The 14,778-nt window shown below is 68.2% G+C and carries 16 protein-coding genes and 1 pseudogene; 8 read left to right on the forward strand and 9 right to left on the reverse strand.

The window, feature by feature from the left end:
• The first annotated feature begins 39 nt into the window (after positions 1 to 39).
• The 7 genes from ACZYZE_RS04510 to ACZYZE_RS04540 all read left to right on the forward strand — a co-directional run bounded on the left by ACZYZE_RS04510 (position 40) and on the right by ACZYZE_RS04540 (position 5,506).
• Positions 40 to 252, forward strand: a complete 213-nt coding sequence (locus ACZYZE_RS04510) for an MbtH family protein (RefSeq protein ID WP_459319679.1) — start codon at positions 40 to 42, stop codon at positions 250 to 252.
• On the forward strand, positions 249 to 1,229 hold the full coding sequence (locus tag ACZYZE_RS04515) for an ATP-binding cassette domain-containing protein (RefSeq protein WP_459319680.1): 981 nt from the start codon (positions 249 to 251) through the stop codon (positions 1,227 to 1,229). The genes ACZYZE_RS04510 and ACZYZE_RS04515 overlap by 4 nt, the downstream gene beginning before the upstream one ends.
• Complete coding sequence (locus ACZYZE_RS04520) at positions 1,226 to 2,026, forward strand: ABC transporter permease (RefSeq protein WP_463906461.1); 801 nt, start codon at positions 1,226 to 1,228, stop codon at positions 2,024 to 2,026. The genes ACZYZE_RS04515 and ACZYZE_RS04520 overlap by 4 nt, the downstream gene beginning before the upstream one ends.
• Positions 2,023 to 2,841: a 4'-phosphopantetheinyl transferase family protein gene (locus ACZYZE_RS04525; protein WP_459319682.1), complete on the forward strand. Its 819-nt coding sequence runs from the start codon at positions 2,023 to 2,025 to the stop codon at positions 2,839 to 2,841. Before ACZYZE_RS04520 ends, ACZYZE_RS04525 begins: the two co-directional genes overlap by 4 nt.
• The gene (locus ACZYZE_RS04530; protein ID WP_459319683.1) at positions 2,834 to 4,093 is read left to right on the forward strand and encodes an MFS transporter; all 1,260 of its coding nucleotides are present in this window, start codon (positions 2,834 to 2,836) and stop codon (positions 4,091 to 4,093) included. Before ACZYZE_RS04525 ends, ACZYZE_RS04530 begins: the two co-directional genes overlap by 8 nt.
• The gene (locus tag ACZYZE_RS04535; RefSeq protein ID WP_459319684.1) at positions 4,090 to 4,770 is read left to right on the forward strand and encodes a FadR/GntR family transcriptional regulator; all 681 of its coding nucleotides are present in this window, start codon (positions 4,090 to 4,092) and stop codon (positions 4,768 to 4,770) included. Before ACZYZE_RS04530 ends, ACZYZE_RS04535 begins: the two co-directional genes overlap by 4 nt.
• Before the next feature lie 160 nt (positions 4,771 to 4,930).
• A complete protein-coding gene (locus tag ACZYZE_RS04540; RefSeq protein ID WP_459319685.1) occupies positions 4,931 to 5,506 on the forward strand; it encodes a hypothetical protein in 576 nt (191 codons plus the stop codon).
• 128 nt (positions 5,507 to 5,634) lie between these two features.
• Here ACZYZE_RS04540 and ACZYZE_RS04545 read toward each other — a convergent pair whose 3' ends face one another.
• Complete coding sequence (locus ACZYZE_RS04545) at positions 5,635 to 6,171, reverse strand: hypothetical protein (RefSeq protein WP_459319686.1); 537 nt, start codon at positions 6,169 to 6,171, stop codon at positions 5,635 to 5,637.
• Between the two features lie 136 nt (positions 6,172 to 6,307).
• Here ACZYZE_RS04545 and ACZYZE_RS04550 point away from each other — a divergent pair, with 136 nt between their 5' ends.
• Complete coding sequence (locus tag ACZYZE_RS04550) at positions 6,308 to 7,150, forward strand: DUF1206 domain-containing protein (protein ID WP_459319687.1); 843 nt, start codon at positions 6,308 to 6,310, stop codon at positions 7,148 to 7,150.
• On the opposite strand, the gene ACZYZE_RS04555 is transcribed toward ACZYZE_RS04550, so the two are convergent.
• The 8 genes and pseudogenes from ACZYZE_RS04555 to ACZYZE_RS04590 all read right to left on the reverse strand — a co-directional run bounded on the left by ACZYZE_RS04555 (position 7,130) and on the right by ACZYZE_RS04590 (position 14,778).
• A complete protein-coding gene (locus ACZYZE_RS04555; protein ID WP_459319688.1) occupies positions 7,130 to 8,176 on the reverse strand; it encodes a DNA topoisomerase IB in 1,047 nt (348 codons plus the stop codon). The genes ACZYZE_RS04550 and ACZYZE_RS04555 overlap by 21 nt on opposite strands.
• 158 nt (positions 8,177 to 8,334) lie before the next feature.
• On the reverse strand, positions 8,335 to 9,789 hold the full coding sequence (locus tag ACZYZE_RS04560; RefSeq protein WP_459319689.1) for an FAD-dependent oxidoreductase: 1,455 nt from the start codon (positions 9,787 to 9,789) through the stop codon (positions 8,335 to 8,337).
• Positions 9,790 to 9,887: 98 nt separating this feature from the next.
• Complete coding sequence (cobA, locus tag ACZYZE_RS04565) at positions 9,888 to 11,174, reverse strand: uroporphyrinogen-III C-methyltransferase (protein ID WP_463906465.1); 1,287 nt, start codon at positions 11,172 to 11,174, stop codon at positions 9,888 to 9,890.
• A 91-nt stretch (positions 11,175 to 11,265) separates the two neighbouring features.
• Entirely contained in the window at positions 11,266 to 11,547 is a 282-nt protein-coding gene (locus tag ACZYZE_RS04570; protein WP_459319691.1) for a DNA alkylation repair protein, read from the reverse strand.
• Between the two features lie 133 nt (positions 11,548 to 11,680).
• Positions 11,681 to 12,037, reverse strand: a pseudogene (locus ACZYZE_RS04575) (DNA alkylation repair protein); the annotation flags it as partial.
• A gap of 71 nt (positions 12,038 to 12,108) precedes the next feature.
• Positions 12,109 to 12,405 carry a putative quinol monooxygenase gene (locus tag ACZYZE_RS04580; protein ID WP_459319692.1) on the reverse strand — a complete coding sequence of 99 codons (297 nt, stop codon included), beginning with the start codon at positions 12,403 to 12,405 and terminating at the stop codon, positions 12,109 to 12,111.
• Between the two features lie 211 nt (positions 12,406 to 12,616).
• Complete coding sequence (locus tag ACZYZE_RS04585) at positions 12,617 to 13,294, reverse strand: SDR family oxidoreductase (protein WP_463906467.1); 678 nt, start codon at positions 13,292 to 13,294, stop codon at positions 12,617 to 12,619.
• The gene (locus ACZYZE_RS04590; RefSeq protein WP_459319708.1) at positions 13,294 to 14,778 is read right to left on the reverse strand and encodes an NAD-dependent succinate-semialdehyde dehydrogenase; all 1,485 of its coding nucleotides are present in this window, start codon (positions 14,776 to 14,778) and stop codon (positions 13,294 to 13,296) included. Before ACZYZE_RS04590 ends, ACZYZE_RS04585 begins: the two co-directional genes overlap by 1 nt.

Below are 14,778 nucleotides of genomic sequence, written 5' to 3' on the forward strand. Positions count from 1 at the left end.
GGGGCTTTCCGCACGCCAGAACAGACAGGAAAGGTCACCATGACGAATCCATTCGATGACAAGTCCGCAACGTTCTCCGTACTCGTGAATGAGTATCAGCAGCACTCCCTCTGGCCCGCCTTCGCCGCCGCGCCGCAGGGCTGGGTCACCATGTTCGGACCGGACAGCCGTGAAGCGTGCCTGGACTACGTATCCCGGACATGGACGGACATGGCTCCGCGTAAAGTCGCCGAACTCGCCGCTTCGCAGTGATCCGGGTCGAGGACGTCAGCAAGAGTTTCGGCAGCTTCAAGGCCCTGGACGGGCTCTCCCTGCAGGCCGGCGAAGGGACCGTCCTGGGCCTGCTGGGACCGAACGGCTCCGGCAAAACCACCACCGTCAAGGTACTCACCACCCTGCTGTCCCCGGACAGCGGTGACGCCCGTATCGCGGGACATTCCGTGCTGAGCCACCCGGAGCTGGTGCGGCGGAACCTGGGCTTGTCCGGGCAGTACGCCGCCGTGGATGAAAAGCTGACGGCCTTCGAAAACCTGCACATGGTGGGCCGGCTGTACGGCATGAACCGGCGGACCGCCGCAGCCCGGGCAAACGAACTGCTCGAAAGCTTCCGGCTCACCGACGTCGCCGGCAAACGCTCCGGCACCTTCTCCGGCGGCATGCGGCGGCGGCTGGACCTCGCCGGAGCCATCGTGGCCCGGCCCAAGGTGGTTGTCCTGGACGAGCCCACCACCGGACTGGACCCGCGCGGCCGCCTCGACACCTGGGACGTTGTGTCCGGCCTCGTGGCGGACGGCACCACCGTCCTGCTGACCACGCAGTACCTCGAGGAGGCCGACCGGCTGGCGGACCACATCGCCGTCATCAACCACGGACGCGTCATCGCCGAGGGAACCGCGACGGAACTGAAGCAGAGCGCCGGTACGGAACGGATCGACGTCGTAATGCACCACGCCGCGGACCTTTCCGCGGCCGCCGCCGTTCTGGATCGGGCTGCCGGACCGGACGCCCGGCCGGAACTGGACCCGCAGAACCTGAGCGTCTCCATCGCCGCCCCCGACGGGCACCGGATGCTGGTCCGGGTGCTGTCCGAACTGGATTCCCTGTCCCTGCAGGTGGAGGAGGCCTCGCTGCGCCGCCCCACCCTGGATGATGTTTTCCTGCAGTTGACCGGCCACGCCGCCGCGGCTGGCCAGGCAGCGCAAAACCAGAAAGTCGAGGTTGCCGCATGAGCGCCATCACCGCCGCAGCCCGGGACAGCTCCGTCATTGCCCGGCGCAACCTCATCAACGTTGTCCGCACGCCCGGCGCGCTGGTGACGGGAATCGTGCAGCCGGTGATGTTCGTGCTGCTGCTGGGCTTCGTCTTCGGCGGGACGCTCGGCGGGGACCAGTACCGCAGCTACCTGATCGGCGGCATCCTGGCGCAAACGCTGACCTTCAACGCCTCCTTCACGGCCGTGTACCTGGCCAAGGATCTCCAGCTGGGGCTGATCGACCGTTTCCGGTCCCTGCCGATGTCACGCGTGGCGGTCATCCTGGGCCGCACGTCCTCGGACCTGTTCACGAGCGTACTGTCGGTCGTGGTGACGCTGCTCTGCGGGCTCGCCATCGGCTGGCGGATCACCACCGGCCCGGCCGAGGCCCTGGGCGCGCTGGCGCTGCTGCTGCTGTTTGCCTTTGCCGTCTCCTGGATCGGGGCGGTCATCGCACTGACGGCCCGGAGCGTGGAGGTCGCCCAAAGCCTGGGCCTCGTGTGGCTGTTCCCGGTCACCTTCGTCTCCGGCGCTTTTGTGTCCGTCAACTCCCTGCCCGGACCGCTCCGGGTGATTGCCGAATGGAATCCGGTCACCGCCGTGGCAACGGCCGCCCGGGAACTCTTCGGCAACGCGGCACCTGCCGGCTTCGGTGTCCCCGGCGGCTGGCCCGCCGAGAATGCCGTCCTCTATTCGGTGATGTGCAGCGTCGGCATCATCGCCGTCTTCGCCCCGCTGGCGATCGCGCAGTACCGCCGGATCAGCAAGAGATGACCGCGCCCGACGGCGGCCCTGCCGGGATTTGGTACGTAGCGGTTCCGTCCGCCGCCGTTCAAGCAGCGGCGGCCCAGACCGGCGACGGGCTGTACGGCGGCCTGTTCGGCGGCCTCGGCGCGTTCCTATCCCCGCAGGAACGGGACGCCTCGCTCCGCTTCCGCCGCGAGGAGGACCGGCTGGACTACCCCGCTTCGCACTCCCTTTTCCGGCTCCTGGCCGCCTGGCGGCTGGGGCTGGAGCCACACGACGCCGCGGGACTGGAAGTCCGGCGGACATGCGCCAGCTGCGGCAGCATCGAGCACGGCAAGCCTTCCATTGAGGGCGTCGGAATGAGCATGTCCCGCAGTCACGGAACCGTGATGGCCGCCGCCGGGCCCGCCGGGACCAGCCTCGGCGCGGACATCGAGAAGGCGCCGACTCAGGTGTTCGACGGCTTTGACGGCTTTGCCGTCGCCCCGGGGGAAGGGCTTGGGCAAGACGGCCTCGACGTGTCGGACGCATCCGACGCGGACCGGATCCGGCTCTGGGTGGCCAAGGAGGCCGTCCTGAAGGCCGCGGGCGTCGGGCTGGCGGTGGATCCCTCCGCCGTGCGGCTTGTCCCGGCAGGTGCCCACAACGTACTTCGTGCGGAAAGCCCTGGGACCCCGGCCGTCCACGGCCTCCTGGTCGGCGCCGTGTCTGCTCCGCCCGGCTACGCGGCGGCCGTGTCGGCTCGGTCCGGGGTGCCGGCGCAATCATTGTCTCTTTCCGAGATATTCAGCACAAAAGGCTCAGGCGCAAACATCAAACGTCTAACCTTTAGGAATGGCTAGCAGCACGGCATCGTCCGCCCTCCCCGAGACAGCACCTTCCGCCGGCGTGCGCGCACCGCGTGGCGTTATCATCGCGGGAGTCGTGGCGATCGTGCTGATCGGACTCAACCTGCGCGCCGGGATCACCGGGGCCGCGGCCCTGCTTCACGATCTGCAGGCAGTCCTGGGCTACGGGGCGTTGATCGCCGCGATCATCCCCTCGATTCCCACCCTGTGTTTCGCGGTGGCGGGGGCGGCGACGTCCTGGCTCACCCGGCATCTGGGCCTTGAGAAGGCCATCCTGCTCTCCCTCGTGCTGCTTGCTGCGGGCCTGTTGCTCCGCGGCATCCCCTCGACCGGGATGCTACTCGCGGGCACGGTGGTCGGCATGTCCGGGCTGGCCATCTGCAACGTCGCGATGCCGTCCTTCATCCGGGTCCACTTCGCGGACCGGACCTCCCTCATGACGGCGCTCTATACGCTGACCATGACGACCGGAGCCACCGCGGTCGCTGTGCTGATCGTCCCCGTGGCGCAGCAGCTCGGCTCGCCCTCCGCAGGGGTGGGCTCAATCGGATTCCTGGCCCTGTGCGCCTGCCTCGGCTTCCTGCCGATTGCCCTGCACGCCCACCGCAACGCGCCCGCCGTCAAGGCCGGCATAGTCTCCCCGTGGCCGCTGTTGCGGACCCGCACCGGCGTGCTGATCACCGCCGGCTTTACGGTGCAGGCCCTCCTGGCCTATGCCGTGCTCAGCTGGTTCCCGTACATGCTGGTCACGCTCGGACTCACCGCTTCCGAGAGCGGAGTGATGTTCGGGCTCATGCAGCTTGTCTCCGTCCCGGCCGGCATGGTGCTGGTCGCCATCGGTTCACGCCCCCGGATGCAGCGCACCGCGTTCTACCTGGCCACCGTGACCATGGCCCTGGGCGTCCTGTCCATGCTCGTGCTGCCGGTCCCCTGGGCCCCGCTGACGGCGGTGCTGCTCGGTTTCGGGCTCGGCATCTTCCCGCTCGTTATGGTCATGATCAGCCGCAGCGGCCGCACCACCGCCGACACCACTGCACTCTCCACGGTGGCGCAGTCCGCGGGCTACCTGCTCGCGACACTGGGCCCTTTCGGCATGGGCCTGCTCCACAGCGCCACCGGGTCCTGGACGCTTCCCCTGATCCTGCTGCTGGCCGTAGCCGTGGGCCAGATCGCGGTCGGCCATCTGCTTACGGCGAGGCCTGGAATCCAGCCCGCGGGGACGCCGGCCGCCCAGGTGCGGCCGTGAGCCTGACGACGTCACACCGGCCGCACCTGGTGGACGAAGTCACCGCCAAGCTGCGTGAGCTGATTCATTCGGGGGAATGGCAACTGCAGCAGCGGATTCCGGCCGAACCGGAACTGATGGACGCCCTTGGTGTCTCCCGGGGCACCCTGCGTGAGGCTATCAAGGCACTCGCGCACAGCGGCATGCTAGAAGTCCGCCGCGGTGACGGCACCTATGTCCGTGCCACCAGCGAGATCTCCGGCGCCGCCCAGCGGATGTACCAGGACCACTCGCAGGTCCACATTCTTGAGGTCCGGGTGGGGCTGGACACCCAGGCGGCGCGGCTCGCCGCCCGTCATGCCACCGCCGACGACGTCGCCGCCATGCGCGGACTCCTGGCGGCGCGCCGCGCAGGCTGGCTCGCCGGGGACTTCGCCGGCTGGGCCCATGCGGACTGGGCCTTTCACGTGCTCGTGGCCCAGGCATCGGGCAATCCCCTGCTGCACGAGCTCTACGTCAGTTTCGGCGAGGTTTTCCACAACGACCTCCTCCGGCAGCAGGGCAAGGACGGCTTCCAGGGCCTTCCGCACGAGGGCCACGGCCAACTCGTGGAGGCGATCGAGGCACACGACGAGACGGCCGCCGTCGAAAGTGTCCACCGGAACCTGAACTCCTGTGCGGAGTGGATCCAGGCCTAACGGACCCGGCGGCCTGGGCCCTCCAAGACCCAGGAGGCTGCCAGCGGCTTCACAGGGTTTTCCCAAGGCAGCGGGAAGATGCTCAATCCCAGCGGAGCCTCCGGCGGCCTCACCGGGACGGCGCTGCGGATCTAGTCCTTCAAGCCGCCGGAGGTACGCCATGAGTCAAAGCGCCGCTGGATCCGCCGCGGGGGGACGCGCTGTACACGATTCCTCCCGGCGAATCGTCGCAGTCCTGAGCATCAGCGCCGTCGTCGCGTGGTCCCTGGCGCTGGTCGTGGCAACCTCGCTCAGGGTTGACGGACCACCCCGGACTATTGCGCTGATCCTGCACATCCCGGCCATGGTGCTGTCCTTCGGCGCCATCATGCTGGTCGACTGGCACGGCTTCCCGTGGCTGCTGGGGCGCCGCGAGCTGTCCGAGACGATCCGGCTGGACGGCGCCGCCACCCCGCTTATCTGGATCGGCATCGCGACCATGCTCACCACCGGGGCTTTCCTGAGCCCGGATCTGGGCAACCCGTTGACCGTGGTCAAACTCGTGGCCGTGCTCGTGCTGATCCTCAACGGCATCATGCTGCTCCCCCTCATGCGCCGCCTCGTTGTGATGCCGCCGACCACCTCGTTCGCCGGGCTCACGGCCGGCCACCGGATCCATATGCTCAGCTGCCTGACAGTGTCCCAGTTGAGCTGGTGGACGGCGATTATCATCGGCTTCGTCAACGCCGAGTTCTGACGGCCGGCCATGCGCCCAGCAGCATGGTCCGGCACGGCAAAGGCCCCGGGCCGGAACCTTTTCGGTCCGGCCCGGAGGCCTTTGTACCTGGTCCCGATCTGGAGCATGAGACCAGCGGAGCCCGCTTATTAGCGTGCGAGACCCTTGAAGACGTTCCTGGGGCGCTGCATTTCGCCGTGCTTGGCGCCCAGGACAATGACCCAGCCGGCAAACACCGGAATGGCCCACTGCAGGATTTTCAGCTGCTGCTGGGCGGAACGGAGTTCCTCGGAGGCACCGGGTTTGGGCTCGGTGGCACCGTCGGCACCTTCGCTGGCCAGCTTGTCCACCTTGGCGCCCTGGACACCGGCGTACAGGCTCACGGCGGCACCGGCGAGGGTGACAGCCGACTTGTACACGGTCAGGCGGGTGACGCCGTCCTGCTTGGCCATCCGGCCCTTGTTCTCCCACACGACCGCAAGGCCGGAGAGGAAATGAGCGCCGAAAGCAGCCGTCTGGAACGGGGCCCATTTCTTCCAGCCAAGGCTCGACAGCCGGGTACGCTCGGCCGGGTCCTTGGCCTCCGCCGTCGCACCGTTCAGCCCAATGGCACCCATCAGCGAACCGCCGAACCAGGCGCCTGCCGTCAGGTCGTGAATGGATCGGGCAACAAGATTACCTGCCATGGTGGTTCCTATCGTGTAGTCGAATCGGGAATTGCGGTGGCCCACAGAAGGCCACAACTCGGCCATAGTAAGCACACTTAGCAAAAAGTTGGTAGTCCGTGGATCGGAGGCTTATCCGCTGCGTAGAATCGGCGGCATGGAATCATCCGGGGCCGGGGAGGACCAATCGGCCGCTGGCGAGGTAGCCGACGCCGCCGAGGCGGCCTCGAACAGCAGGGTGCTCGACGTCGTCGCGCGTTCGGGTTTCGCTGTGATGGCGCTGCTGCACATCGTCATCGGGGCCATCGCCGTAGCCCTGGTGCTGGGCGCCCCGGGCCAGGCGGAGCCCACCGGCGCGATTGAGCAGCTCGCCGCCAACCCGTGGGGCCCGGCGGTTATGTGGGCCGGCTTCATGGGCTGTGCCGGCCTCTCGCTCTGGCAGCTGAGTGAGGCGACGCTGCGCGCCCGGCACCTGCCCCGAGGCGCACGGCTGAGGAAGCTGGTCTCCTCCGGCTTCCTCAGCATCGCGTACGGCAGCGTGGGGCTGAGCTTCGCCGGTTTCGCGCTGGGCAGCCGCGGCGATTCGGGCGATTCCACGAGGGACTTCAGCACCGTTCTGATGCACAGTCCGTTCGGGGTGCCGGTGCTGGTTGCTCTAGGCCTGGCCATCATCGGGATCGGCGTGTATTTCATCGTCAAGGGCATGGCGAAAAAGTTCAAGGATGAGCTGGGCCATTTCGAGGGGACGCGCCGGGGCCATCTCATCAGCGGCCTGGGCATGGCCGGCCACATCGCCAAAGGTGTGGCGCTGATCCTGACGGGGCTGTTGTTCGTGATCGCCTCAGCCACCCATAACCCCGGCTCGTCCACGGGACTGGACGGCAGCCTCAAGGCCTTGCAGGATCACCCCTTCGGTCCCGCCATGCTCCTGGCGATCGGGGCCGGCTTCGTCGCCTACGGGGCGTTCGCGCTGGTGCGGTCACGCTTCGGGCGGATGTAGCCGGCCCGCAGTATTTGGCGGCGGCGAGCCCGCGGCTTTCCGCAGCGAAACCACGCCACCCTCGCGGTACAGCAGGGCCCGGACCTCGGATTCGGCGGAGTCCAGCCGCTTCGGGTCGATGGTCTCCCCGGCGGAAAAATGATCCAGGACCCGGGGATCCACATAGCTCTTCCGGGCGATCGACGGCGTGTTGCCGAGGACTTCGGACGCGTCCACCATGGCGCGGCTCACGGCCCGCTTCCGTGCCGACACCTTGGGCTGCGGGCCGCTCCGCGCCAGGCTGGCGGCCGCAGCCACCGTCCCGCGCAGCGTGCGGAAGTCCTTGGCGGTGAAGTCCTGGCCGGTGCGCTCCTTGACGTATTCGTTGATGTCCGCGCTGGTCACCGGGTGCCAGCTCCGGCCCTCCTTGTACGCCAGCAGGCGGGCGTTGCCGCCGCGGCGCTTGAGCTGGCGCACGACGGCGGCCAGGTCGGCGTCGTTGATCCGCGATTCCCAGGTCTTGCCGCTCTTGGCGGGGAAGCTGAGCCGGAGCTCGTGCTTGCGCACGCCTACGTGGGCGCAGAGCAGCGTGGCGAGGCCGTGGCTGCCGTTTTCGTTCGTGTAGCGCTCGGAGCCGACGCGCAGCGAGCCGCTGTCCAGCATCCTGAAGGCGGCGGCCAGCACCTGCTCCCGGGCCAGGCCCTCGGAGCGAAGGTCCATGGTGACGAGCCGGCGCGCGGCCGGCAGGGTTTCGGCGAGCTGAAGTGCGCGGTTGAACTTCAGCCGGTCCTTTTTCTCACGCCAGCCCGGGTGGTAGATGTACTGGCGCCGGCCGACGGCGTCGAGTCCGGTGGCCTGGATGTGCCCGTTGTCGTACGGCGCAATCCAGACGTCCGTCCACGCCGGCGGGATGCCGATGCTTTCCAGCCGCTCCCGCACCGGCCCGGGCGGCAGGGTGGAGCCATCCAGGTCCTTGTAGCTGAAGCCGGACCCTGCCGCGACCCGGCGGTAGCCGCGGCCGGACGCGTTGCTGTGGCGGAGCCTCATGGGCGGGGTCCTGGCATGTGCTGCTCCTCCATGACGGTAAGCCTACTGACTACCCGCCGGATTTCCGCCACCCACCATACAACGCGGGGTCACTTCGCGCCCATAATCCTCTCTGGGATGGGCGCTAAGTGACCCCGCGTTGCTCTTTGTGGGGAGAATCAGACTTCGGCAGCCACCCCGTCCCGGGAGATCTCCACCATGGCGTCGCGCGGGACCACCTTGATGCGTTCGCGCTGGATGCCGTCCGCACCGCCACTCGCCTTCTCGCCGAGGGACCGCTCGTGCGCGTCCAGCGCCAGCCAGCCCTCCCAGCTGGTGTACTGCACGCCGCGGCTCTGCAGGAGTTCGACGATCGTCTGCGGGGCGGGTGCCGCGGCCGGCGGCAGGTTTTCGCGGTCCTGAAGCAGGCAGGTCACCGTTTCCAGGGCGTCACCCTTGGTATGGCCGATCAGGCCGACCGGGCCGCGTTTTATCCAGCCGGTCGCGTAGATGCCCGGCACGTGGGTACCGGCTGCGTCCAGGACGCGGCCGGCGTCGTTCGGGACAACCCCCTTGCTGTGCTCGAACTCGATCTCCGGCAGCGAGGAGCCGAAGTAGCCGATCGCGCGGTACACGGCCTGGACCGGGTAGTCCACGAACTCGCCGGTGCCGCGGGCGTTGCCCGTGCCGTCCAGCTCGGTGCGCTCGAACTTGATCCCGGCGACGCGGCCGGGGGTCTCGGCGTCGTCGTAGACCGCCACCGGGCTGTGCAGGAAGTGCAGGTGCAGGCGGCGGGAGGCCGTGAGCTCGGAGAGGTCCTCGGGCTGCTCGGCGATCCAGTTGGTGAGGGTGCCCACCATGGTCTTGGTCTGGTTGTTGCCCTGGATCTGCCGGTCCGATTCGGCGTCAAACTCGAAGTCCTCGGCGTAGAGGATGATGTCCACGTCCTTGGAGTGGGAGAGTTCGCGCAGCTCCAGCGGCGTGAATTTCACCTGGGCCGGCCCGCGCCGGCCGAAGACGTGCACGTCCGTGACCGGTGAATCCCTGAGCGCGCGGTAAACGTTGTCCGGGATTTCGGAGACCAGGAGGTCATCGGCGTGCTTGGAGAGCATCCGGGCGACATCCAGGGCCACGTTGCCGTTGCCGATCACGGCGATTTCTTTGGCGTCCAGGGGCCACTCGCGGGATACATCGGGGTGCCCGTCGTACCAGGAGACGAAGTCGGCGCCGCCGTAGGAGCCCGCCAGTTCGATGCCCGGGATGTTCAGGTCCGCGTCTTTGATGGCCCCGGTGGCGAAGATGACGGCGTCGTAGTGGGTGCGGAGGTCCTCGAGCGAGAGGTCCGTGCCGTAGTCGACGTTGCCGAAGAAGCGGATGTCGCCGCGGTCCAGGACCTTGTGCAGGGCGTTGACGATGCCCTTGATGCGCGGGTGGTCGGGGGCCACGCCGTAGCGGATCAGGCCGTAGGGCGCCGGGTAGCGGTCGAAGAGGTCGATGCTGACCGTGAGCTCGCCGCTCTTGACGGCCTCGCTCTTGGTCAGGATGTCCGCGGCGTACACGCCGGCCGGTCCGGAGCCGACGACGGCGATGCGCAGCGGGCGGGCAGCAGTTCCTGCAGGGGTGTTGGTTGACACGGCTGTGTTCCTTTTTTCTGTCACGGCCCAACTAATACGCAGCTAAGGCCGTTATGAGGGCTCAAAACGGCCTTAACTGCGAGCTACTTGGGTGGGGTCTACGGGGTCATTACGCGGGTCTTGGTGATGCGGGTGGTGCGGGGCGCGTTCGGGGTGGTGGTGCTGTAATCGGCGGTCTTGAAGTGCGACGGCGCGTACGGGCTGACGCGGACCACGTCACCGATCACGATCACGGCGGGGTTCGCGACGCCCGCGGCCTCCGCCTGGTCCGCGATGGTCCCGAGGGTTCCGATGGTCACCCGCTGGTTCGGCAGGTAACCATTCTCTACGATGCCAACCGGCGTCCCCGCTGGCAAACCGGCGCGGGCCAGCGAGGCCGCGGAATCGCGCAGCTGGCCCACCCCCATGAGCAGGATCACGGTGTGGTCGGCGCGGGCCGGAACCTCGGAGAGCTCCTCGTGGCCGGTGACCACGCTGAAGCCCTTGGCCAGCCCGCGGTGCGTGACCGGGATGCCGGCGGCGGCCGGGACCGAGATGGCGGAGGTGACGCCGGAAACCACTTCAACGTCGACGCCGTGCTGCCGGCAGTAGTCGGCTTCCTCGCCGCCGCGGCCCAGGACGTATGGGTCCCCGCCCTTGAGCCGGACCACGCGGTGTCCCTGCAGGGCTTCGTGGACCAGGATGCGGTTGATCCCGGACTGCGGGACGGGGTGGTGGCCGGGCGTCTTGCCGACCTCGATCACGCGGACGTCGGGGGCGAGTTCGCTGAGGAGTTCGCGGGGGCCGAGGCGGTCCGCGACGACGACGTCGGCCTGGCCGAGGAGCCGCCGGCCGCGGACCGTGATGAGCCCGCTGTCGCCGGGTCCGCCGCCGACCAGGGCCACGGAACCTGCACCGGTGGAGGCGCGACGCCGGCGCAGCGGCAGGTCCCCGGTGTCCAGGGCGGTGGCCACTGCGTCGCGCACTGCCATGGCGCGGCGCGGGTCTCCCCCGGCGTTGACGGCGATCTTGATGTCGTCGACGACGGCGACGGCGGGCGTCCAAGCGGCCGAGGCTTCGTGGTCGGAGGCGTTGACGCACCAGACGCGCTGCGCCTCGGCGTCGGCGGCAACCTGCGCGTCAACAGCGGAGTCGCCGGTGGCGGTCTGGACGAACCAGACGCCGTCGACGTCGGACGTGCGGTATCGGCGCGGCTCCCAGGCCAGGTGGCCGGCGTCGAAAAGTCCGCTCAGGGCGGGGCAGGCCAGGGGCGCGACGACGGTGACGCGGGCGCCGGCGTCGAGCAGTCCCTTGGCGCGGCGAGCGGCGACCGGGCCGCCGCCGACCACCAGCACGGGGCGGCCGAGGAGGCGCAGGGCCGTGGGGTAAATGTCCTGAATTGCCATGCATCGACGATAGGGCGGCGCCACAGGGCGGAACAACGGACCGGAAACACCCGTTCACGCGGGGTAACGCCGCGTCACATAGTTGTCGCCGTCAACGGGCCTTCAGAGCGAGGTAGTGCTGGCGCTGGGCCTTGTCCAGATGTTCGATCGCGTAGCGCAGGGCCACACGCGGCATCGTCGCGGCGTGGGCATCCAGAAAGTCCAGCATCCGCGGCCGGTCGCTGCGGCCCGCGTCCCGGACCCAGCCGCCCACGGCCTTGTGGATGAGGTCTTGGGGGTCCTCGTGCAGGAGTTCGGCGATCGCGTAGGTGTCGTCCAGGTCTCCGTCCCGGAGGAACCAGGACGTGGCAACGATGCGGTGCGCCGCTCCCACAAGTCCCGCGAGCGGGCGAGGGCGTACAGGATGTCCCGCGGCTTGTCCCCGAGCCAGCCGCCGACCACCCGGGGGCGCCCAGATCCACAAGGTCCCAGTTGTTGATCCGGTCGTGCCGGCGCAGGTAGAGCTCATAGAGTTCCCGACGGCGGTTCGCCGGGGTCGTCTTTGCCGAAGCCCGCAGGGCCATGATCTTGACGGCCCCGGCCCGGGCCTCATGGATGTCCTGTTCCAGCAGAGCCTCGATTTCCGGCAGCTCCAGCGCCGCGAATTCCTTGGCCAGCTGGAAGACTTCGCCCATCCGGACGCCCGTGAAGAAGTCGCCTTCGGCGTAGTCGCCGGGGCCGGACTTGAAGTAGCGCACGTACTTGCTCTGCTCTGCGTCCGAGCGCAGCGCGTCGAGCCGCTCGAGGAATCGGGCGGCGGAAAGATCCGGGGGCGGGGTCAGCACCGTGCAGTCCGGGGGCACTTTGACGGCCGGAGCAGCCACGTCGGACAGTAATGCCGGCGTGTCCGTGTCAATGAGCCCCCGTTCCGGATTCTGCGGGGCGGGCAACGCGCCTACTTCACTGCAATGAGCTCTATTAGCTTGATGTCCGGGTCCTTGGCGAGCAGTGCCGGGCCGTGTTCGCCAAGGGCCGCGGGGATGGCACCGTTGAGGTGGGCCTGCCTGCCCTCCTCCGTATCGAAGGTGTCGAAGATGCCGAAGGTGTTCTCGTTGACCCGGAAGGCATACCAGGTCCGGGTGCCTGGTTCGCTGAGCACAATCTCGCGGCCGCCGTTGAGGAAGTCCCAGACCTCCTGTTCCTTCCCCGGCTTGGCCTCGACCAGTGCCAGCACTCCGTATTTTGGCGCCACGGCTGTCTCCTCACGATTGGGCTGGATCGGCCGCACACCGGCCTATAGCCGTGAGTTTAGGCCGGTACCGGAGCCGGGACAAGGAGCCGGGACAAGGAGCCGGGAGGAGGGGCTCCCGTCAACCGGAAAAACCCACGCGGGGTCACTTACGGCCCATAACCCGAGGTTTATGGGCCGTAAGTGACCCCGCGTTGGTCTTGTGGTGGGGTGGCTAGAATCTCTGGCCGGTGGCCCGGATCGTGATTTCGGAAACGTCCACACCGGACGGCTGGTTGAGCGCCCAGAGGATGGCGCCTGCAACTGCTCCAGGCGTGACGGCGGCGTCGGGCGCTTTCTTCCACAGCGGCGTGTCCACGTGCCCGGGGGCGATATGCAGCACCCGCACGCCTGTCCCCACCAGCTGCTGGCGCAGTGATTCGGCGTACCCGGCCACTGCCCATTTGGTGGCCGTGTAGAGATTGCCTGGATACACCTTGCGGCCGGCTGTACTGCCGGTCAGGACAAAGTGCCCGCGGTTGGCAATGAGCTGAGGCAACGCCGCCTTGGCCAGAATCGCCGGACCAAAGACGTTGGTCAGCACCATGTCCCGCCACGTCTCCGGGTCCCCGTCTGCGAGGTCTCCGGGTGAAGAGAACCCGGCGTTGGCCACGGCAACGTCCAGGCCTCCGAGAGCCCCGACGGCCGCGGCAACGGCGTCACGGGTCTGGTCCCAGTGGCCCGCATCGGCCACCGTGCCGTGAACCTGGCCGAGTCCGGAGCAGGACGCCAGGAACGCCTCCAGCCTCCCGGCGTCCCTTCCTGTTGTGGAGACGGTATGACCGGCGCGGAGGGATTCCCGGACCAGGGCGGCACCGATTCCGCTGGTGCCGCCCGTCACCAAAATCCGCATCAGGACGGGTCAGCGATGCCGATGTAGCGGGTCTCGAGGTACTCTTCGATGCCCTCGGTGCCGCCTTCGCGGCCCATACCGGACTGTTTGACCCCGCCGAACGGCGCGGCAGGGTTGGACACAATGCCGGTATTCAAGCCGAACATGCCGACGTCCACCTTTTCGGAAAGCCGCAATCCCCGGTTGAGGTCCCGGGTGTAGGCGTAGGCCACCAAGCCAAACTCCGTGTCGTTGGCCAGGGCGATCGCTTCGGCCTCAGTTTTGAAGCTGACCACAGGCGCCACCGGCCCGAAGACTTCCTCCTTGAGGATCCGTGCGGTTGCCGGCACGTTCGTGAGCACCGTGGGCGGGTAGAAATGGCCAACACCGGCGGAAGGGGATCCTCCCGTGAGCGCCGTGGCTCCCCCTGCGACGGCGTCCTGCACGAGTTCGTCCACCTTGGCCCGGCTCTTGGCATCAATCAGCGGACCGATGTTGGTTCCCTCCGCCGAGCCGCGGCCCAGGATGAGCGAACCCATACGGTCCGCCAGGCGCGAGCTGAATTCGCCGGCCAGGGACTCGTGCACAATGAAGCGGTTGGCGGCGGTGCATGCCTCTCCCATGTTCCGCAGCTTGGCCAGCATTGCGCCGTCCAGCGCGGCGTCCAGATCGGCGTCCTCAAACACGAGGAAGGGCGCGTTGCCGCCCAACTCCATGGAGGTACGCAGCACCTGATGGGAGGAATCGGCGATGAGCTGCCTTCCCACCCCGGTTGATCCGGTGAAGGAGAGTTTCCGCAGGCGGCCGTCCCGGATCAGGGGACCGGTGACCTCGCCGGGCCTCGTGGTGGGTATAACGTTGAGAACGCCCGCGGGAAGGCCGGCCTCCAGGAGCACCTCGGTCAGCAGCAGCGCCGTCAAAGGTGTCAGATTGGCCGGCTTGAGGACCATGGTGCAGCCTGCCGCGATGGCCGGGGCGATCTTGCGCGTCGCCATGGCCAGAGGGAAGTTCCACGGCGTGATGAAGAGGCACGGGCCCACGGGACGTTTGGTCACCAGCAGCCTCGACTTGCCGTCCGGCGCGGTGGAATAGCGGCCGGAAATGCGGACGGCTTCCTCGGAGAACCAGCGCAGGAACTCGGCACCGTAAGCTACTTCGCCGCGGGATTCTGCGAGGGGCTTGCCCATTTCCAGGGTCATCGTCATCGCGAAGTCGTCGGCCCGGGCCGTGACCAGCTCAAACGCGCGGCGCAGGATTTCGCCGCGTTCGCGGGGCGGGGTCGCGGCCCAGGAGTCCTGGACCCGGGCCGCCGCCGCGAGGGCCCGGTCGCCATCCGCCGGCGCGGCGTCTGCGATCCACGCCAGCGTGGCACCCGTGGAGGGATCCTCGACGGCAGATATGGCGCCGTCGGAGGCATCAGTCCATTCGCCGTCGATGAAGAGCTGAGTCGGCAGGGTCCCGATGAATTCCCGCTCGGCGTCGGTGATCGGGGTGTCAAGCTGCAG

This window comes from Pseudarthrobacter woesei, assembly GCF_055412745.1.